The 18,082-nt window shown below is 41.7% G+C and carries 22 protein-coding genes; 12 read left to right on the top strand and 10 right to left on the bottom strand.

All coding sequences use genetic code 11. From position 1 onward, the window contains the following. Positions 1–151 precede the first annotated feature (151 nt). Together mscL and ACWQ4X_RS12770 are read left to right on the top strand one after the other, a co-directional pair. On the top strand, positions 152–586 hold the full coding sequence (gene mscL / locus ACWQ4X_RS12775) for a large conductance mechanosensitive channel protein MscL (protein WP_457903898.1): 435 nt from the start codon (positions 152–154) through the stop codon (positions 584–586). 130 nt (positions 587–716) lie between these two features. After that, positions 717–1,046 carry a gamma-glutamylcyclotransferase family protein gene (locus ACWQ4X_RS12770; RefSeq protein WP_457903897.1) on the top strand — a complete coding sequence of 110 codons (330 nt, stop codon included), beginning with the start codon at positions 717–719 and terminating at the stop codon, positions 1,044–1,046. A gap of 63 nt (positions 1,047–1,109) precedes the next feature. On the opposite strand, the gene ACWQ4X_RS12765 is transcribed toward ACWQ4X_RS12770, so the two are convergent. Together ACWQ4X_RS12765 and mutM are read right to left on the bottom strand one after the other, a co-directional pair. Next, on the bottom strand, positions 1,110–1,394 hold the full coding sequence (locus ACWQ4X_RS12765) for a peptidylprolyl isomerase (protein ID WP_100242163.1): 285 nt from the start codon (positions 1,392–1,394) through the stop codon (positions 1,110–1,112). After that, positions 1,391–2,242 (bottom strand): bifunctional DNA-formamidopyrimidine glycosylase/DNA-(apurinic or apyrimidinic site) lyase, encoded by an 852-nt coding sequence (mutM, locus tag ACWQ4X_RS12760; RefSeq protein WP_457903896.1) that lies wholly within the window; start codon positions 2,240–2,242, stop codon positions 1,391–1,393. Before mutM ends, ACWQ4X_RS12765 begins: the two co-directional genes overlap by 4 nt. 190 nt (positions 2,243–2,432) lie before the next feature. On the opposite strand from mutM, the gene ACWQ4X_RS12755 reads away from it, so the two are divergent. Continuing rightward, complete coding sequence (locus ACWQ4X_RS12755; protein ID WP_457903895.1) at positions 2,433–3,542, top strand: NADH:flavin oxidoreductase/NADH oxidase; 1,110 nt, start codon at positions 2,433–2,435, stop codon at positions 3,540–3,542. A gap of 117 nt (positions 3,543–3,659) precedes the next feature. After that, positions 3,660–4,583 (top strand): AEC family transporter, encoded by a 924-nt coding sequence (locus tag ACWQ4X_RS12750; RefSeq protein ID WP_457903894.1) that lies wholly within the window; start codon positions 3,660–3,662, stop codon positions 4,581–4,583. Between the two features lie 78 nt (positions 4,584–4,661). Here ACWQ4X_RS12750 and ACWQ4X_RS12745 read toward each other — a convergent pair whose 3' ends face one another. After that, the gene (locus ACWQ4X_RS12745) at positions 4,662–5,480 is read right to left on the bottom strand and encodes a tetratricopeptide repeat protein (protein WP_100242167.1); all 819 of its coding nucleotides are present in this window, start codon (positions 5,478–5,480) and stop codon (positions 4,662–4,664) included. A gap of 260 nt (positions 5,481–5,740) precedes the next feature. Next, positions 5,741–5,935, bottom strand: coding sequence for a hypothetical protein (locus tag ACWQ4X_RS12740; RefSeq protein ID WP_457903893.1), 195 nt, complete (start codon positions 5,933–5,935; stop codon positions 5,741–5,743). Between the two features lie 476 nt (positions 5,936–6,411). Here ACWQ4X_RS12740 and sbmA point away from each other — a divergent pair, with 476 nt between their 5' ends. From sbmA to ACWQ4X_RS12720, 4 genes are all read left to right on the top strand, one after another. After that, positions 6,412–7,605 carry a peptide antibiotic transporter SbmA gene (sbmA, locus tag ACWQ4X_RS12735; RefSeq protein WP_100242169.1) on the top strand — a complete coding sequence of 398 codons (1,194 nt, stop codon included), beginning with the start codon at positions 6,412–6,414 and terminating at the stop codon, positions 7,603–7,605. A 133-nt stretch (positions 7,606–7,738) separates the two neighbouring features. After that, positions 7,739–8,821: a DUF1176 domain-containing protein gene (locus tag ACWQ4X_RS12730; RefSeq protein ID WP_457903892.1), complete on the top strand. Its 1,083-nt coding sequence runs from the start codon at positions 7,739–7,741 to the stop codon at positions 8,819–8,821. Between the two features lie 284 nt (positions 8,822–9,105). After that, positions 9,106–10,032 (top strand): hypothetical protein, encoded by a 927-nt coding sequence (locus tag ACWQ4X_RS12725; RefSeq protein ID WP_457903891.1) that lies wholly within the window; start codon positions 9,106–9,108, stop codon positions 10,030–10,032. Positions 10,033–10,105: 73 nt separating this feature from the next. Continuing rightward, a complete protein-coding gene (locus ACWQ4X_RS12720; RefSeq protein ID WP_457903890.1) occupies positions 10,106–10,942 on the top strand; it encodes a hypothetical protein in 837 nt (278 codons plus the stop codon). A 67-nt stretch (positions 10,943–11,009) separates the two neighbouring features. Here the strand turns inward: ACWQ4X_RS12720 and ACWQ4X_RS12715 are convergent, their stop codons facing one another. The 4 genes from ACWQ4X_RS12715 to ACWQ4X_RS12700 form a co-directional block, all read right to left on the bottom strand. Beyond that, positions 11,010–11,588, bottom strand: coding sequence for a DJ-1/PfpI family protein (locus tag ACWQ4X_RS12715; RefSeq protein ID WP_457903889.1), 579 nt, complete (start codon positions 11,586–11,588; stop codon positions 11,010–11,012). 256 nt (positions 11,589–11,844) lie between these two features. Beyond that, positions 11,845–11,997, bottom strand: coding sequence for a hypothetical protein (locus ACWQ4X_RS12710; RefSeq protein ID WP_457903888.1), 153 nt, complete (start codon positions 11,995–11,997; stop codon positions 11,845–11,847). Between the two features lie 163 nt (positions 11,998–12,160). After that, positions 12,161–12,676: a chromate transporter gene (locus ACWQ4X_RS12705; protein WP_457903887.1), complete on the bottom strand. Its 516-nt coding sequence runs from the start codon at positions 12,674–12,676 to the stop codon at positions 12,161–12,163. After that, on the bottom strand, positions 12,673–13,248 hold the full coding sequence (locus ACWQ4X_RS12700) for a chromate transporter (RefSeq protein ID WP_457903886.1): 576 nt from the start codon (positions 13,246–13,248) through the stop codon (positions 12,673–12,675). The genes ACWQ4X_RS12705 and ACWQ4X_RS12700 overlap by 4 nt, the downstream gene beginning before the upstream one ends. 113 nt (positions 13,249–13,361) lie before the next feature. On the opposite strand from ACWQ4X_RS12700, the gene ACWQ4X_RS12695 reads away from it, so the two are divergent. Both ACWQ4X_RS12695 and ACWQ4X_RS12690 read left to right on the top strand, forming a co-directional pair. Continuing rightward, a complete protein-coding gene (locus ACWQ4X_RS12695; protein ID WP_457903885.1) occupies positions 13,362–14,246 on the top strand; it encodes a LysR family transcriptional regulator in 885 nt (294 codons plus the stop codon). An 81-nt stretch (positions 14,247–14,327) separates the two neighbouring features. Beyond that, the gene (locus tag ACWQ4X_RS12690) at positions 14,328–14,843 is read left to right on the top strand and encodes a hypothetical protein (protein ID WP_457903884.1); all 516 of its coding nucleotides are present in this window, start codon (positions 14,328–14,330) and stop codon (positions 14,841–14,843) included. Positions 14,844–14,890: 47 nt separating this feature from the next. On the opposite strand, the gene ACWQ4X_RS12685 is transcribed toward ACWQ4X_RS12690, so the two are convergent. Beyond that, a complete protein-coding gene (locus ACWQ4X_RS12685; protein ID WP_457903883.1) occupies positions 14,891–15,361 on the bottom strand; it encodes a hypothetical protein in 471 nt (156 codons plus the stop codon). Positions 15,362–15,788: 427 nt separating this feature from the next. Here ACWQ4X_RS12685 and ACWQ4X_RS12680 point away from each other — a divergent pair, with 427 nt between their 5' ends. After that, complete coding sequence (locus ACWQ4X_RS12680) at positions 15,789–16,463, top strand: P-loop ATPase, Sll1717 family (RefSeq protein ID WP_457903882.1); 675 nt, start codon at positions 15,789–15,791, stop codon at positions 16,461–16,463. Here ACWQ4X_RS12680 and ACWQ4X_RS12675 read toward each other — a convergent pair. Beyond that, entirely contained in the window at positions 16,431–17,363 is a 933-nt protein-coding gene (locus tag ACWQ4X_RS12675) for an IS5-like element ISAha1 family transposase (protein WP_004637176.1), read from the bottom strand. The genes ACWQ4X_RS12680 and ACWQ4X_RS12675 overlap by 33 nt on opposite strands. Before the next feature lie 70 nt (positions 17,364–17,433). Between ACWQ4X_RS12675 and ACWQ4X_RS12670 the strand changes: the two genes are divergently transcribed. After that, the coding region (locus ACWQ4X_RS12670) for a P-loop ATPase, Sll1717 family (RefSeq protein ID WP_457903881.1) at positions 17,434–18,082 on the top strand (649 nt) is incomplete at its 3' end.

Raw genomic sequence — 18,082 nt, 5'->3', positions numbered from 1 at the left:
TGATTTCGATCAGCGGTTTTTTTTGTATAAGTTATTCAACAAAGCGTTGTAGACAATTTACAAAACCAAGTAAATTAGATGGAAATAGTTAGATTTCAATAATGTATACTTCGTCACATAAATGAAAGTCAAAAAAGAACTGGAGATTTAAATGAGTATTGTGCAAGAGTTTCGCGAATTTGCGGTAAAAGGCAACATGATTGATTTGGCTGTCGGTGTCATCATTGGTGGGGCATTTGGTAAGATTGTTGATTCATTGGTGAAAGACATCATCATGCCTTTAATCACGGTCATTACAGGTGGCGGTGTAGATTTCACGCAAAAATTCTTGGTTTTGGGGGATAATCCAAATAACCTGCAATCTTTGGATGAACTGACCAAAGCAGGTGTGAATGTTCTGACTTATGGTAACTTCCTCACTATTTTCATTAACTTCATCATCTTGGCATGGGTAGTATTTTTAATGGTGAAAATGATCAATCGTATGCGTCGTAAGCAAGAAGAAGCTGCGCCAGAACCAGCACCAACTCCTGAAGACATCCAATTGTTACGTGAAATTCGTGATGAATTAAGACATAAATCTTAATGAATTGATCTTCCGAAACGGCAATTTAAGTTGCCGTTTTTTTCGTCTTGAATTGGGGGATGGGCACTGGTTTTTATGTTGTATACCCATTAAGATTTGTTCAGATTATTAAATTGAAAATGAATCACCGATGAATCAATTATTTGTCTATGGAACCTTACGTCCCAATCATGAAAATGCGCATCTTCTGGAACGTATTGGTGGCACTTGGCAGAAAGCGTATGTCAATGGTGTAGTGCATATTTTGGACTGGGGACCAGACAAAGGGCTGTTTGCTATTGTGCTGGATCAGCATGCACCGAAAGTCGAGGGCTATCTCTTTATTTCAGACAAATTGACAGATCATTGGGATGCTTTAGATGAGTTTGAAGGTATGCAATATGAGCGCGTCTGCGTACCAGTAGAATTGGAATCAGGTGAACCAAGCACAGCTTGGGTTTATCAGATGAAGATTGATTGAATCCGAAACAAGCAGGGAAGTACCTAAAATGTTGAATAGGTACTTCTCATTCCATAGCGTCTTTTAGAAAGCCATACGGAATTTAATTTCGACCAGATGAAAGCCAAATTGGCTTTTGATCGGGCCATGCAGCACATTTTCTGCGCCAGTAAAGACCAACTTATCAATCACAGGCACCAATTGTCCTTTTTTCACCTCACCCAGTTCGCCACCGCGTTTACCCGAATTACAAGTCGAATATTGCTTGGCAATTTTGGCAAAATCGGCACCATCAAGTATCTTCTTTTTTAACTGGTCGGCTAAATCTTTATCTTTGACCAGAATATGTCGAACAATGGCTGTTTTCATTTGATCTTACCTCGCTTGATCGATGCAGTTGTAGAGACTTTTTTCAAGGGTTGGCATTGGGGGCAAAAGACACTGGCACGTTGTCCCAGTTTCAAATTTTCCAGTGTTGTTTCACAGTTCACACACATTTCACCTGCACGTCCATAAGCGAGCAAGGTTTGCTGGAAATAACCGTTTTCTCCCATGGCATTCGTGTAGTCACGTAAGGTTGAACCACCAAGATCAATCGCTTGTTTTAAAATGCGTTTGATTTCCAACACCAGTTTCTCAACCTGATGGGGCGTTAAACTGGAAGCTGGTTGCGCTGGATGTATGCCTAGATTAAACAAACTTTCTGTTGCGTAGATATTCCCCACACCAACCACAACATGATTATCCATTACTGCAACTTTTATGCCGACCTGCTTATTTTTCAGTTTTTGCATTAAATATTCAGCATTAAAAGCATCGCTTAAAGGTTCGGGTCCTAGAGGAGCTAGAAGTTTGGATTCAGTCTCCGCATCCCACCACAGAATACAGCCGAAGCGGCGTGGGTCGTGGTAACGTAATTGCATGTCATCAAACTGAATAATCAAATGATCATGTTTGCGTTTGTCCTCATGGGCTTCACATAGGCGAAAACTGCCTGACATACCTAAATGCCAAAGCATGCGATCACGTTCAAACTCCGCCAAAATGTACTTGGAGCGACGGGTGAGTTTTAGCAGTTTTTGTCCCTGAAGGCTTTGCAGATCTTCTGGAATGGGCCAGCGTAAGCGTGATTCATGCACCGTTACGGATTTTACCTGTTGCCCAATCAAAGGCAGTAAACTGGTTTTGGTGGTTTCAACTTCGGGTAATTCAGGCATAGGGTTTAATGACAGCTCAGAAACAACATGGCTAATATCGGGCTGAATGCGCGGGAATGCAAGTTTTTTCCAAATTCGCTCAATTTCTTTTGAGCATGAAACTCAAACAATAGATGAAAAGAGTATTTGCAGCCTCGTAAGAATCTGTATAACGTGATAAGTCACGAAAATTAGAATGAAGAGGCCTTGCATGTCACGCTTATTTCAGCCCATTCAGTATGGATCACTTCAAGTGCAAAATCGCATCGTTATTGCGCCGATGTGTCAATATTCAGCCAATGATAAGGGTGAATTAAGCTATTGGCATGAACAACAATGGGCTAACTATGCGCTCTCGGGGGCAGGTTTGTGCATTGTTGAAGCCACGGCTGTGCAGCCAGAAGGGCGAATTAGCTTTGCAGATTTAGGGCTTTGGAATGATCAGCAACGTGATCAGATGCGTGCGTTATTAGAAAAAGTCCGCTCCATTTCGCCCATGCCTTTTGCGATTCAATTGGCGCACGCAGGTCGTAAAGCTTCAACCGATAAACCTTGGTTAGGCAGAGGGCAAATTCCACCTGAAGATCAGCATGGCTGGCAAACGGTTTCTGCCAGTGATATTACCTTTAATCCCAAAGATTTGCCTCCGCATGCACTGACCGTTGCGGAACTGAAACAGGTACAGCAGGATTTTGCTCAGGCCGCAGTTCGTGCAGCCGATGCGGGCTTTGCATTGATTGAGCTACATGCAGCACATGGTTATTTACTGCATCAGTTTATGTCCCCACTCGCGAATCAGCGTCATGATGAATATGGCGGTGACTTTGAAAACAGAATTCGTATGACTTTGGAAACCTTTCAGGCCATGCAAGCTGCAGTTCCAGAAGGTTATCCGATAGGTATACGTCTTTCGGCTCAAGACTGGTTTGATGGTGGCTGGACAGTTGAGGAATCGGTGGAATTGTCTAAACGTCTGCAACAACTGGGCGCTGCTTATATTCACGTGTCGAGTGGTGGCTTACATGTCGAACAAGCGATTCAAATTGGTGCCAATTACCAAGTGCCTTTTGCACAAGCGGTGAAGCAGGCACTTGATATTCCAGTGATTGCTGTGGGCTTGATTACCGAAGCACAACAGGCAGAGCAAGTGTTGCAACAACAACAAGCCGATGCGATTGGTTTGGCACGTGCAATGCTGTATGACCCACGCTGGCCTTGGCATGCAGCAGCCGAATTGGGTGAAATCATGGAAATTGCCCCTCAATATTTACGCTGCCAACCGCATGGGGTAAAGCAACTGTTTCAGCCTTTTTCGGCTTAAACCAGAAGAACACCCCAATTGAATTTAAAAATTAAGTTGGGAAATGTGCAGTAAAGGCTGCATTTGCAAGACAATCTAGGGAGCGATTTTGAAACGTCAGCGGCATGGAGCACCAGCATGGTCTTAAGTACGATTTTACCCATCATCTTATTGGTGATGTTGGGATTTGCTTGTGTCAAAGGTGGATTAATTTTGCCTGAGCAAATTAAAGCCCTAAGTGCCTTCGTGATTAAAATTGCATTACCAGCCTTTTTATTACATGCCTTGGCGAGCCGTAACCTGCATGAAATTTGGCATCCGAGTTATTTCATTGCCTATGGTGGTGGCTCCTTGCTGCTGTTCGTAGCGGCCTTTGTTTTGTATCGGCAATATTTTCAACATCGCTTAACTGCTTCGGCGGTCATGGCGATGGGGGCATCAATGTCGAATACGGGCTTCATTGGCACTGCAATTTTGACCATGTTGATTGGACAACATGCGGCCATCTATATTTCACTGACCTTAATTATTGAAAATTTGTTGATTGTGGCATTGGTGTTGATGATTGCCGAGGCAGGCTTGCAACAGGGGAGTTTGAAACAGGTAGTTGTTTCTACCCTAAAAAATCTGCTGAAAAACCCGGTGATTCTGGCGATTATTCTGGGGATGGGCTGCGTGCTGCTGGGACTGAAACTGCCGAATGTAGTTGATCAGATTTTAGCAATGCTGGGGAAAACGGCATCGCCACTGGCTTTATTTGTGATTGGTGGCAGTCTGGTCGGTATTGGTCTTAAAGCGGTAGATATTCAAAGTCTGATTTTAGTGTTATTTAAAATTGTGTTGATGCCCTTGACCATCTTTGGGTTGTTTTCAGTGTTGCCCAATGTCAGTCAAGAAATGTTGTATGCAGGCACTTTACTGGCAGCTTTACCGATGCCGATCGCCTTTGGAATTTTTGGTCAAACTTATGGACTGAATGAAAAAGCTTTGACGCCACTCATGCTGAGCACTGTTTTGGGTTTTGGGGTCATTAGTGGGCTGATTGCTTTATGGTGGGGATAGGTGCATTAATATTTAGATAAAAAAAGCCCATCATTCAAGATGGGCATTCTTTTGCTTTTGATCAGCACTTTAAATCAATTAGCTCTTTTTCGCAGCTTTGGTTGCTGTAGTTGCAGGAGCTTTGGCTTGTTCAGCCATCATTTTTTCAACCACGGCTAATGATTCTTGCGCTTGTGGTACATTTTCTTTCGCGAGTGCAGAGAAGATTTTTTTCGCTTCAGGCAGGTTCTGCGGCACGATATTACCATTGGTGAACATATTGCCTACCGCCATTAAGGCAGGGATATAGCCTTTTTGTGCCAAGCTTTGAATGCTGGCTAAACCTTGCTTGATGGGTGCTTCGTCTTTATTTTTGAAACCCGTACTGATGTCATATAAGGCTTTGGCATGAATGGCTTGGAAATTACCTTTTTTGATTAAAGGATCCAGCTTTTGTAGTGCCAACTTATCCGATGCGGGATTATTTTCTGAAAACAGTAACACGGCAAGATCGACCGTCGCATCACTGAAGCCTTTAGCAGAGGCCTTCTCAAAATATTGTTTCGCTTTGGCAGTGTCCTGTTTTACACCCAGTGAACCTGCAAGATAGTTTTTACCTAAGACATAGTCCGCGACTGGATAGCCTTTGCTGGCAGATTGTTCATACAGTTGAATGGCTTTCTTTTCGTCTTTGGGTGCCCCTTGTCCTGTCTGGGTTAAATAACCCAAATTATACAGGGCTTGAGCATTCCCCGCCTTACCGAGTTTTTCCAGTGCTTGATAGGCACCCGTCATGTTATTGGCTTTCACCATGGCTTCGACTTCGGCAAAGGCAGGATCAGCGGTTGGTGCTTTATTTTCTGCAAAAGCAAACTGGGTCGAAATGGCAATTAGGCTGGCAAGAATTATTTTTTTCATCGTTTAAAACCTTATGGGGTGTCCACACAATTCCATCTGTGCGTAGGATAGAGAAACATTTACATCATAAGTTGAATTGTTTGAATGTAAATATCACAAAGTGGTTTTGTCAGAAATAATTCTTTGTATTTGTGTATTCGGATGAAACAGCGGTCTGATGGTTGACCACATCACTGCGGACTTGAAGAAGAACTCCATATAGAAGATATGGAGCGTGTATTCGCGGGATTCAAAAAACTGAGAATAGAGAAATTGCAACCTTAGAGCCTACGCCAAATCACATCTTCAGCACTGAGATCGACAGTAAAACTAAATTTGGCATCATCACTCACCAAGAGTGAATTGGGTGTTTTAAGTAAAACTTTGAGTACAGTTCCTTCTTCAAAGACTTTTGGCGCAAAATTTTCTTTCTCGAGGGTAATCGGTTTGATCAGTTCGATGACAAAAGATTCCATATTATTCTCCTTATGCATGGGGTTAAATTTATGGCAGCAGTGTAGCATTGTTCATCAGAAACATTTATCGCTATTTATCTGAAATGCGAAATAAGTCATGGAATTACTAATCACAAGGGAGAGTAAAAGCGATTTTCTAAATGACTTAAATTAGGTCTCAGTAAAGCTTAATTTTTTTAAAAAAAGTGCAATAAACCAGAAATATAAGGTTGGATGATGAAAAGGAATAGAACAATTATGTAAAGTAAGCTGAAGTGTGAGAAGAAAACCGAACCGCAAGTGGAAAACTGACTAGGTTTGGAAAAATTACGAGATAGATCAACTAAAATAATATATAAATGAGAATTATTTACATAAGTGGGTGATTCAAAAAGAAAAAAGTACAAATTTATGCAAAACTTCGTACCAGAAATTACAGAATTAGGATTAGTATTCCAAGGATATTCATTCCAATAACTCAAGGATTTTCGGGTTCGATGTTTAAATCATTTTTTCCAAATCCCAAATGGTTTTTTATTTCCGTACTGATCTGGTCGGTGATCAATGTAGCCCTGTGGTATACGGGCGGAAATACATGGGGAAGTGCCATTGGATGGCCACAGGGATATGCAAGTGCTGAACTGCCGATTGGAGTGAGCCGTTTCTGGTCAGCGTCCTTCTTATGGTTCTATCTTTGGTTCTTTATTTCAACGGCCTTGTTCGCTGCTTTTTGGAGATTTTTTTCGGATAACAAGTGGCAGCGTTGGTCAATTTGGGGTTCCGCATTCATTTTATTTAACATCTGGTTTGGCGTGCAGGTCAGCGTTGCGATTAATGCGTGGTATGGACCTTTCTGGGATTTAATCCAGAATATGTTGGGTAAAGGCGGGGATATTAAAGATCTGTATACGGGAACATTAACCTTCCTTTATATCGCCATGGTTGCTGTGACTTTTGCGGTGGTAAATGCCTTTTTTACCAGCCATTATGTGTTCCGCTGGCGGACTGCCATGAATGAATACTACACCGAGCGTTGGGAACAGTTACGTCGTATTGAGGGGGCGTCACAGCGTGTGCAGGAAGATACCATGCGCTTCGCAACCATTATGGAAGATTTAGGCGTTGAACTGATTAAAGCCATTATGGTGTTGGTGGCGTTTTTGCCTATTCTATTTGATCTGTCTAAGCATGTGCCTGTGTTACCCATTGTCGGTGAAATCCAACATTCACTGGTTTGGGCTTCGATTATTTGGGCAATTTTTGGAACCGTGTTGTTGATGGTGGTCGGCAGTAAATTGCCAGGCTTGGAATTTAACAATCAGAAAGTCGAAGCCGCATACCGTAAAGAGCTGGTCTATGGGGAAGATCATGCAGATCGGGCGCAACCTGCGACCCTTACCGAATTGTTTAGTCGCGTACGCAAAAACTATTTCCGTCTGTATTTTCATTATGCTTATTTTAACTTGGTTGCTACGTGGTACCGCCAATTGGATATCCTGTATAGCTTGGTGGTGCTGTTCCCATCGATTGCTGCGGGAAAAATGACCTTAGGTCTGGTCAATCAGATTGGGAACGTGTTTGATAAAGTCCGTGAATCGTTTCAATATTTGATCATGTCGTGGAAAACCATTATTGAACTGTTGTCGATTTACAAGCGTTTAAAAGCCTTTGAATCCATTCTGGATGAATAAAGGACGGATTCTTCTAATTTAAAACCTGCGAAAAGCAGGTTTTTTTATGCACGCTAGAGTGCTGAACTGGCAAAAATAGGGAAAAGCATTAAACTGAAGCATCACGATGACAATAAATAACAGCGTATTCCTTATGAAATCTATTTTTGCTTTACTTTCAATAGGCTGTATCTCTGCAATCAGTACAACGCTATGGGCACAGGAAATGAAAGGCATGTCCTTTGCGCATGAAGACTGGGAACTTTACTGTAGTAATACGGGGACTTGCCGTGCAGCAGGTTATCAAAATGATGAAGATGGTGAGTTAGAACCTGCATCTCTTCTTTTGACGCGTCAGGCGGGAGAGAAACAACCTGTTCGGGCAGAATTTGCTCTCGCTAGTTTTGAGCAGGACAGCTTAGCGCAACAAGCCGCTAAAAATATTCATTTTTATCTGAATGGTCGTGATTTAGGACTGGTCAAGGTCGACAGTCATGAATTCCCTGTGATGGGGAAGTTATCCGCTTCACAAGTGAATGCCTTGCTTCAACTGGCAGTGCATAGTGCCAAAATAGAATTTAAGACTCAGGACTTGTCTTGGCAAATTTCTGATGTAGGAATGACTGCAGTTTTGCTCAAAATGGATGATGTTCAGAAGCGGGTCAATACAGTCGGCGCTTTAATTCAAAAAGGGCAGAAAAGCGAAGCCCAAGTCCGTGCAGCGGCGCCGAAGTTACAAGTCAAACAGGTGAAAACAGCCAATTCACCTTATCTCACATTAGAACCTCAGCATCGCCAATATCAAGCATTGTATAAGACCCTGATCTCGGCACAACCCAAAGGGGATGAGGTTCCTGAAGGATTTTGTGAGGGCGTTTATTCGGGAGATGGGGAGGAGCCACAACCAATACAACTGTATAAATTAAGTGGACAAAAAGTTCTAGCCTCAACGCTGTGCTGGCGCGCTGCCTATAATGAAGGTTATGGCATGTGGGTTTTAGATGCTTCACTGAAAGGTCCTGCAACTTTTGTCACGGAAACGGCTTCCGACTTTTCCGAAGGGAGGATTGTGAGTGGACAAAAAGGACGTGGTATTGGTGATTGCTGGGCTATTGCCGAATGGGTGTGGAATGGTCAGCAGTTTGTGCAAACCATGGATCGTTGGACAGGTATGTGTCGAGGCCTAGCCGCAGGTGGAGTTTGGAATTTAGACAAAATTGAAGCGGACGTGAAGTAGTGTTACGACTATTCATGCTTGAACATTAAGAATGGGGAGTTGTTCCTCATTCTTTATTTCTGTTAATTGAAACAAGCAAAGCTCTAAAAAGAAAAAATGTTTGGCATTTAATTGGGTAAGTTTGATCAAGCTTTCAATAAAAATATAAAAATGAATAATAAAATCAATAAGCTATGGTTTGTTATTTTATGTAATATGCGATATTTTTAAACAATAAAATAATTATTGAGAACGACGACGTGAATTTAAAAAAATTCATTTTTATCGGGGTGTTGGGATTTACTATGCAAGGCTGTAACCATTTGGGTGGTTTTAGTTCAGATTCCAATAATAATTATGCCTCTGCACAAGCGTTAATTGACCAAAAAAACTTGAATGCAGCAAATGGCAGTGCGAAAGAATATGTCTATGACTGGGGACAACAACAGAATTCAACGGAAACTCAAGCGTTGTATCCGCGCAAGTATTTAGGCAACTATTGTCACGCCAAAGGCGGAAAATTTGCCTTGCTGTATAAAAGTAATCTGCAACTGGTGAAAGATCAGGTGCAGAAAAAGCGCCTGAATGCCAATAGCCAAGTCAAGCAAGGGGTCGGAGCATATCAGTGTGTAATGGCGGATGAACGATGGATTGTTTCGATTGAGCCGACCGCAGAAGGTAAACTGGATTCGAATGCAAAGGCACGTACAGTGAGTTTACAGACTCGTGTTTTAAGTGCAGATGAAGCCAAGCAATTCTATAAAAATGGTGGATTTGCAGCTTCGGAGAAAAAATCGGCAAAGACTACAACTTCAACCAAGTCGAACAAAGCAGAAAGCAGCAAAGACACAGATAAAAAAGAAGCCGAGAAGAAGAAAGACAATAAGCCTGCTGCAGAAGTAGCACAAACCGCTTCGGCAGCTGTGCTTGAAACACCTCAGCAGCAGCAATTAAAAGCCTATGTGGCAGCCCGCCGTGATCTGAATAAGGGCACCAACAAATTAAATGCTTGTAACAATGCCCAACGTGCCTATAACTTCGGCAAACTGGCAGGCACCAATGCCAATGTCTATACCGATTCAGGCATGCTCGTTGCACGCTGTTTGACCAGTGTGCCTGCTTACAGTAGCCGTTTTTCCAATCCAAAGGGTCAAGCCAATAAAATTTTGCAGAACCTTGCCAGCAACTATAACCATGCGGGAGCAAAGCGCATGTTAAAACAGGGGCAATAAATAATGGCTTGATGGATTTGGGAGATGCAACTGGTGTGGTCACGGAATGAGAACCAATCAATAGGAACATGGGATGTGTAACAGTTCGGATAATGGCGTTTACTTTGAAGCTCCTTTATTGGATCGGGAGGTGAGAGAGTATGAGGTTGATATTCAGCTCACCCCTTATTTTTATAATGATGCGGGTCGACCTAGCTATCTCACCACTTTGCCAGATAAGGTCAAACCCTTAAGCTTGGCACCTGAAAGTCAGAAAAATAAAGGCAAAGAGTACCGCGTTCCACGCTCTTTAGGCAGCAAAGACACAGCACCTTATGGTCTAGAAACACAACTGGAATTTGAAGGTACCCAGTTTGAGTTTGAAGCTTTATGGGCAACCCGAGAAAATGCGGCCGCTTTTGGCTTTACTTTAGTCGAAGCGGGTCAAGCCATTCAAATTCAAAGTCCAGTCACCAAATTGTCCCAGATTGAATATGACTATGGCATGTGGGCAAGTTACTGGTGCCCCTATCTAGATGCAGGCACAGCTGCGGGCAGTGGCAAAACTTTATTTCCTTTTATCTGCACCGATCTGGAACATCATGATTTTCCACATATCTTTGCTTCTACAGATGAAAGCTTACCTTTGGTGATTAGCGTGGCGCGTTATTGGCCGAAGCGTAAGAAAATCTATCTGGCTGATTTGTGGATTCCTGTGGGTTCAGCCCTGTATTTACCGCCTCAGCCTGCGCATTCAGAGCGGGAATACATGAACCTGCACAATAACCGTAACTCGGCACATGCGTGCTGGGGACAGGCACAACAAACTGTTTTAAAGACACATACTTTGTTGCTCAATCAGGGGGGCTATTTTTATTGGTACTGGAACAAATCTCCGACCATCCACCATCAGTTGCCCTTGATGAAATAGTTCAAGACTGGTATGCGTTCCAAATGTTTTGTTTGGAACGCAAGCAGGATGGCTTCAACACAAATTTTTAAATCTGAATGGTAGCTCCCAGTGCTTTGACATACTGTGCCATCCAAGCAGGATGTGCAGGCCAAGCAGGTGCAGTCACCAAATGACCATCGGTAACTGCTTCAGTCACGGCAATTTCGGCATAGTGACCGCCCGCCAGTTTTACTTCGGCGGCACACGCAGGGTAAGCAGAACAGGTACGACCATTCAGTACATTTGCTGCAGCCAGAATTTGTGCACCGTGACATACAGCGGCAATTGGTTTTTTCGCAGCATCAAACTCTTGCACAATCTCAATCACGCGCGTATTCATACGTAAATATTCTGGCGCACGTCCCCCTGGAATGACCAGACCGATATAGTCTGCGGTGTTCACGTCATTAAAATCATAGTTAATGGCAAAGTTATGTCCGCGCTTTTCGCTATAGGTTTGTTCGCCTTCAAAATCGTGAATGGCTGTGGCAATGCTGTCACCCGATTTTTTATCTGGACAGACCGCATGTACGCTATAGCCCAGTCCTGTCAAAAATTGAAAAGGCACCATGGTTTCGTAATCTTCGGCATAGTCACCGACCAGCATGAGAATTTGTTTAGACATGTTGTTCTCTCTGAGTTGTTATTGATGAAGTGGTTTGACATCACCATAGCATAGCCAGATGACTGATTTAAGCGGTGCTTTGTTGTCTTTAGTCGGATGGACGTGCGTGCGAGATCATTTAGCCGAGTGCTAGAGAGAACTACGGTGTAGGGTTAGGCGAGTAACTGCTGTTGAGTGTGTATTAATTGTATTTTTAAAATTATCGCTCTTTATTCTTTCCCAACATCTGTGCTGGGAAAGAATGCTTGGCATCAACTTAGCGTGGTCCTCGATCACCATAATCACCGCGGTCGCCACCATGACCACCTCTACCACCGCCGTCATGCCCACCATGATGATGTCCATCATCACCCCACCAGAACGGATCGAAAAATACGCATCCCGATGTTGCTAGTGTGCTGATCACCATCAGACCAGCAATGGCGATTTTGATTTTGCCCATGACGATTCCTCTTCAATAAAATCGTCCTTATGATGACGCTTTAAAAAACAGGATAAAGGACAGTTTGAACGTGATTATGTAAGGTTTTCTTCATGCTTTATTCATAGTTCGGCCATTGCGTAAGTTGCGGTTACAGCAGGGCTGCACCCATCACTGCACCAAACAACATCACCCATAGCGGATGCACTTTTTTAAACATACTGAGTATGGTTGATATAACAACGATAGCGATCAGTAAAACATTTTGAGCAGAAGCATCGGCAATAATCCATGCACTGACCAGAATCAAACCGACTGTAATGGGTTTTAAGGCTTTTTCAAAACGTTCGCGTAAAGGATGGTCTTTAAACTGATTCCAGAATTTCAGCGCAAATACGGTAATCACGGAGGATGGTCCAAATTTTGCCAGTGACGTCACCAAGAGTCCTGCGGGACCTGCCACATGCCAACCGACCAAGGGTACAACCATCATATTCGGACCGGGTGCTGCCTGTGCCATGGCAAACATGGTGCTAAATTCGGTTGCGGTTAACCAGTGATGGACTTCAACGACCTGATGCTGCATTTCTGGCAAAATGGCATTGCCACCCCCAAAAGCCAGCAAAGACAATTGAGTAAAAACGATGGCGAGAGCAATCAGAATCATGCGTTGTTTCCCCCTTTATTCAGACTGAGTACACCAATGTTGATGGCAAATAGTATTAAAAGGGTCAGCAGCAACGGGATTTTGATCATCAGCATAAACACAAAGGTTAGGGCGATGGTGAACCATGTTAAATAGCGTTTCATAATCGGGCGCAGCATTTTCAGCCCCATGGCAAACAGCAGGCCCGCAGCCGCCGCAGCCAAACCTTCAAGCATGTGTTTGACCGTAGGAATCGACTGAAATTGGGCATACAGTTCATACAGCAGAATCACAATGAAAGTCGGGGCAGAGATTAAACCCACCACAGCACTGATGGCACCTTTGACCCCTTGAAATTGATAGCCAATTGCCACTGCCATATTGATGATATTACCACCGGGCAGCAGTTGGCACACCCCGAGTAAATGGGTAAATTCCTCAATTGTCAGCCATTTACGATCATCCACAATCATGCGATGTGCCAGAGGTAACACCCCACCAAACCCCATCAGACCGAGCTTCATAAATCCCATAAATAATTCCTGAGAATTGGGATGAATCTCTTGCTCTAAGGGAATTATTTCAGTTTTCATTTCCAACCTCGCTCTCTGGAATATCAAAAGTATGAGCTTGTTGAGATATAATGAAAAATGCTATTTATGATCTAATCTATACTTAAAAAGTATGCTTTATAACGGGAAATTGGATGGATATTCACAAGCTGAAAGCCTTTGTTGCTGTGGTGGAAGAGAGCAATATCTCACGTGCAGCGGTGCGTTTGAATATGCAACAACCGCCGTTGACCCGCATTATTAAAGGGCTGGAAGATGAACTAAATGCACAGTTACTTAAGCGCTTGCCGCGTGGTGTCGAGGCAACTGAAGCGGGCAAAGTTTTGTATCAGGAAGCATTGACCATACTGGCACATGCACAGGCCATTCCGCAGCGGGTCAAGAACATTACCCAAGGTTTGGAAGGGCAGTTGAATATTGGCTTTACCAATTCAGTCGGCTTGCATCCTTTTTTACCCGCCTTGCTGCGTAATTTCCGAGAAACCTTTCCTGTGGTGTCGATTCATTTAGAAGAAGATGGCAGTAATTCACTGATTGATTCCATCACTAATGATAAAAACGACATCGTATTTTTACGCAAACCTGCACCGCTTGGCGCGGGGCTAAATAGCTTGCATGTACTGGATGAACCCTTGATTGTGGCAATGCCGAATAATCATCCACTGGCGGAACAGCCGAATGCCATTCAATTGCTGGCTTTGGAACCGTATGATTTTGTGTTGTATCGCCGTTTAGCGGGGCAGGACTTATTCGACAATATTATGGCAAGTTGTTATCAGGCGGGCTTTAGTCCGAAGATTGTGCAAGAAGCCCCGCGTTTAACCTCCAGTTTAAACCTGATTGCAGCGGGTATTGGCTTATCCATTGTGCCTGAAGCTATTCGTGATTTCTGGAATAAACAGATTGTGTATAAGCCTTTAAAGGCAGATTTACCGTGTATTGCCCCAATTTATGCGGTGTATAAGCACAACCCTGAAAATGTCCGTTTGCAGCATGTGTTGCAATTATTAGGTAAATAGCTTCACGAGATACAGAGTCATAACAACTGAGCTGTAATGGCTATGCTACAAAGAAGCCAATGATTTAAAGGAATTCAGCATATGTCGGTTCTGCTTGTGAAAACTCAGGGGAAATGGTCGGGTCTTGGGCGTGCGGTGTTGTTGGCAGCCACGGTTTTGGGTGCAACGCAAATGAGTATGGCAAGTACTACAGTGGATCAACTGAGTGACTGTTTGGTGAAGTCGACCACAGCGACCGATAAAACTGCGGTGTTGCAATGGACTTTTGTGGCGTTATCGACGCATCCTGATTTACAGCAGTACAGTCAGGTCACGGAAGATCAGAAAACCGCACTGGATAAAAACGTGGCGCAGGTGTTACAGCGCATTTTAGTTGAACAATGTTCGGCACAGACCAAAGCCGTGATTCAGGCAGATGGTATTCAAGCGGTTGGGGAAAGTTTTCAGCAGTTGGGGCGTATTACGGGTGAGGAAATTGTAAAGAATACTGAAGTAAAACAGCAGTTAAATGGTTTGTTGCGTTATGTGGATTTAAATAAGATGGTGACGACCTTTTTGACGCCTGAGATTTGGAATAAGTTGGGTGTGGTGCGTTAATAAAAAATCCCTCGTTCATGAGGGATTTTATTTTATGACACCTTCATTCATTCTAATGAGCATGCTTTGCCCTGATACTCATAGTGATGAACCTTATATTGCTGACCATTCCAACGTAAAACTTCGAAGCAGAAACCTGGGCCACCATTTTCAATATCAGGCCACCCGTCTTTACCCTTGGTTTTTAAGAAATCGGGCATACCTGCTTCTTTTAAAATAGTTACCCAGTTTCCATTTTTTTGCTGTGCCAATATGTAATAGCCGACGCCAGTGTTGCCATAGCACATGGTGCTGTAGTCTGAAATGACTGCGTCTTTTAAGCCGTCACCATTTAAGTCTTTATATGTGGTGATTTCACCTGTGTCACAGTCGCCTTCCCAACCATACTTTGTTTTTTTGAAGCCAGCTGCTTTAAAGATTTGGCTAGCTTCTTTAGCTGGAACATTGGGTTTGGTTTCAGCGAAGGTGGTTGTGCTTAGAAGTGTAAGCGTAGCCAACGTAATAATAGATAGTTTCATATTGTTCTAAAGTTCTAAGTTCATTATGGATGAAGTAATAAAATTATTTGCAGATTTTAGCGGATTTTGGGGAATTAGCTAGGTAGTTTTAGCTCTCCCTAGCCCTCTCCTAAAAGGATAGGGAACTTCGCGTATCAAATTAATCACATGACAAAGTCTCCCTTTTTTAAAAGGGAGATTTAGAGGGATTCAGAAATCGCGTATAAAAAAGGACTTTGAAAGTTGGATATGTCCTAAGTCTTCGAGTTTGGCGATAGAGGATACTTTTTTGATGGTCATGTTGTTTTTGGTGTGAGGTGTTTGATTAATTTTATATTTAAAATTTTAGAATTGAATATCTTTCAGGTTAAATTAGAAATATAATCCAATTATAAAATTAAATTTCAAAAAACATTATTAATTATAATGGTTTATAAGAGGGTGGACTATGTTTTTCAATGGGTTAAGAAAAAAAGATAAAACTGCTTTATATTTTGGTGCACCAGAAGCGGAAGCAGAGTCACTTCCAAATTCTAGAGTATTTTTGTCAGATGTTTATGAAGATCACCATGATTTACATACTGAATTGGCAAGTGAAAAGTTTATTGTAGTAGGCCGAAAAGGTTCCGGTAAAAGTGCTTTTGCAGAATATACATATTTACTATCTCAAAATGAACCAAATATATTTTGTAAATTTATAAGACAAGATGTTGTTAGTCTTGAAAAACTTGTACAAATTGGGGCGGATAAAGAAGGAGAAATATCGAAGGAACAGCTATTTAAATGGTTGATTTATACTAATTTACTAAGCCTTTTTTTTAAGAATGAGGCAATCAAAGATGCACCAGAATTTAATTTGTTAAAAGAGTTTTTAAAAAAGAATTCAGGATTTATTGATATCAATAAGGGGGAGATTTTAGAATTAGTTAAAAAATATAATTTTGAAATTAATATTGAACAACTTAAAAGATTTATTAAAGGTAAAATTGGTGGCGATATTCAAATTAAAGAATCACGTGCTCCATTTTATAAATTAATGGCTTTGTTGCACAAACATTCAAAAGCTAAACTTCTTCCAAGTTATCTAAATTTAAGTGGCAACTTGGGTGTGAGGTCGGCCTAAATCTGTAAATTTATTTAATACGGCCACACGTGCATGAATCTCATTGACTTGGCTTTGAAAGTTTCTCGCACGGAGTTTATCGCCTAATAATTTGATGCAATGCATCTTGGTTTCTATCAGACTTCTGCGATGATAGCCTGACCAATTTTTCCATATTGTTCTTCCTAAACGTTTAACTGTTCGAAGTAATTCATTTCGCTCTAGCGAGCTGGTCTTTGTATCTTTCCAAGGTTTCGCATTTTTTCTTGGCGGAATCACCGCATGTGCTTGTCGGTCTGCAATTACTTGACGGCATTGCTTGGTGTCATAAGCCCCATCAGTATAGACAGAGTCAATCTGCTCATCTTGTGGAATCTGATCGAGTAAATCACCAAGCACTTGTGAATCACTCACATTATTTGTAGTGAGTTGAATAGCGCGTATTTGAAGGGTTTCAGCATCTATACCAATATGAAGTTTACGCCATTGGCGACGATATTCAGGTTGGTGTTTCTTACGCTTCCATTCACCTTCGCCTAGAAACTTTAAGCCAGTAGAATCGACGAGTAGCTGGAGACCATTACTGCTTTTTTGATAGTTAATTGCAATATCAATATGCTTTTGTCTTCTGCAGATGGTGGAATAGTCTGGTGCTGTCCAATCTAATCTACAAAGATGAATGAGACTTTGCACAAAGCCAGTGACCATGCGTAAAGAAAGACGAAATAAGGATTTGATCATTAAACAGCATTGGATGGCTGTATCTGAATAAGTTTGATTTCGACCATGTTTACCTTTGGGTTGAGCGTACCATTGAGTCTTGGGATCAAACCAAATTGAGAGATTTCCTCGATTTATTAATGCACTGTTATAAGAAGACCAATTGGTTGTACGATAGATTTTAGGTGTGGGCTTATTCATTTGAGAATTATATTGTGGAATAAGCCTTTAGAGATAGGTTTGTGCAACAAAGCCTAAATTAATACCACACTTGGAAACAGTTATTATAAATATTCTAAAATCTGAAATTGAGAAAAATAATAATAATGAGTATGTTATTTTCTTTGATGATCTTGATATTGGTTTTAATGCCGATAGTGAGGAATCTTTATTGACAATCATGGAATTGCTTAGAGCTAGTAAGCATGTCAATAATAACATTTTTGCAAAAAATGGAATTTTAGCTAAAGTTATCATATTAATTAGGGATGATGTTGAACGAACACTTTCTTCTCAAGGGGCAGATATTGCTAAGATATTCTCATCATATTCCACTCGATTAGATTGGTATCAAGATGAATATCAAAGCTTAGATAAAGAGAGCAGTGTAGGCTTAAAAAAACTAGTTGAAAGAAGAACTAAATACGCTTTTGAAAAGGCAGGATTTAATTACAACTCTAGTTCGGCTTGGGATAGTTTAATTAATGATGACTTTACTCCAAAGTCTAGTTTTAAATATATTTCGGATCATACATATTTGAGACCTAGGGATTTTATTCTTTTATTAAAGCCTTTAGAAAATGGTGAATATGAAATACCTTTAAATAAATATTATGTAAATAACTTGATAGGGTTGTATGCTACCGAATTAATCAAAGAGCTTACAAACGAATTATCATCATTTTATAGTGTGTCTCAGA

The sequence above is a fragment of the Acinetobacter sp. NigerLNRRAM0016 genome, assembly GCF_054112845.1.
The sequence above is the reverse complement of the archived record's forward strand: the minus strand, read 5'-3'. Positions and strand labels throughout refer to the sequence as shown.

Coding starts and splice junctions, on each gene's coding strand:
- mscL (WP_457903898.1), top strand. CDS start 152: ATGAGTATTGTGCAAGAGTTTCGCGAATTTGCGGTAAAAGGCAACATG.
- ACWQ4X_RS12770 (WP_457903897.1), top strand. CDS start 717: ATGAATCAATTATTTGTCTATGGAACCTTACGTCCCAATCATGAAAAT.
- ACWQ4X_RS12765 (WP_100242163.1), bottom strand. CDS start 1,394: ATGAAAACAGCCATTGTTCGACATATTCTGGTCAAAGATAAAGATTTA.
- mutM (WP_457903896.1), bottom strand. CDS start 2,242: ATGCCTGAATTACCCGAAGTTGAAACCACCAAAACCAGTTTACTGCCT.
- ACWQ4X_RS12755 (WP_457903895.1), top strand. CDS start 2,433: ATGTCACGCTTATTTCAGCCCATTCAGTATGGATCACTTCAAGTGCAA.
- ACWQ4X_RS12750 (WP_457903894.1), top strand. CDS start 3,660: ATGGTCTTAAGTACGATTTTACCCATCATCTTATTGGTGATGTTGGGA.
- ACWQ4X_RS12745 (WP_100242167.1), bottom strand. CDS start 5,480: ATGAAAAAAATAATTCTTGCCAGCCTAATTGCCATTTCGACCCAGTTT.
- ACWQ4X_RS12740 (WP_457903893.1), bottom strand. CDS start 5,935: ATGGAATCTTTTGTCATCGAACTGATCAAACCGATTACCCTCGAGAAA.
- sbmA (WP_100242169.1), top strand. CDS start 6,412: ATGTTTAAATCATTTTTTCCAAATCCCAAATGGTTTTTTATTTCCGTA.
- ACWQ4X_RS12730 (WP_457903892.1), top strand. CDS start 7,739: ATGAAATCTATTTTTGCTTTACTTTCAATAGGCTGTATCTCTGCAATC.
- ACWQ4X_RS12725 (WP_457903891.1), top strand. CDS start 9,106: ATGCAAGGCTGTAACCATTTGGGTGGTTTTAGTTCAGATTCCAATAAT.
- ACWQ4X_RS12720 (WP_457903890.1), top strand. CDS start 10,106: ATGTGTAACAGTTCGGATAATGGCGTTTACTTTGAAGCTCCTTTATTG.
- ACWQ4X_RS12715 (WP_457903889.1), bottom strand. CDS start 11,588: ATGTCTAAACAAATTCTCATGCTGGTCGGTGACTATGCCGAAGATTAC.
- ACWQ4X_RS12710 (WP_457903888.1), bottom strand. CDS start 11,997: ATGGTGATCAGCACACTAGCAACATCGGGATGCGTATTTTTCGATCCG.
- ACWQ4X_RS12705 (WP_457903887.1), bottom strand. CDS start 12,676: ATGATTCTGATTGCTCTCGCCATCGTTTTTACTCAATTGTCTTTGCTG.
- ACWQ4X_RS12700 (WP_457903886.1), bottom strand. CDS start 13,248: ATGAAAACTGAAATAATTCCCTTAGAGCAAGAGATTCATCCCAATTCT.
- ACWQ4X_RS12695 (WP_457903885.1), top strand. CDS start 13,362: ATGGATATTCACAAGCTGAAAGCCTTTGTTGCTGTGGTGGAAGAGAGC.
- ACWQ4X_RS12690 (WP_457903884.1), top strand. CDS start 14,328: ATGTCGGTTCTGCTTGTGAAAACTCAGGGGAAATGGTCGGGTCTTGGG.
- ACWQ4X_RS12685 (WP_457903883.1), bottom strand. CDS start 15,361: ATGAAACTATCTATTATTACGTTGGCTACGCTTACACTTCTAAGCACA.
- ACWQ4X_RS12680 (WP_457903882.1), top strand. CDS start 15,789: ATGTTTTTCAATGGGTTAAGAAAAAAAGATAAAACTGCTTTATATTTT.
- ACWQ4X_RS12675 (WP_004637176.1), bottom strand. CDS start 17,363: ATGAATAAGCCCACACCTAAAATCTATCGTACAACCAATTGGTCTTCT.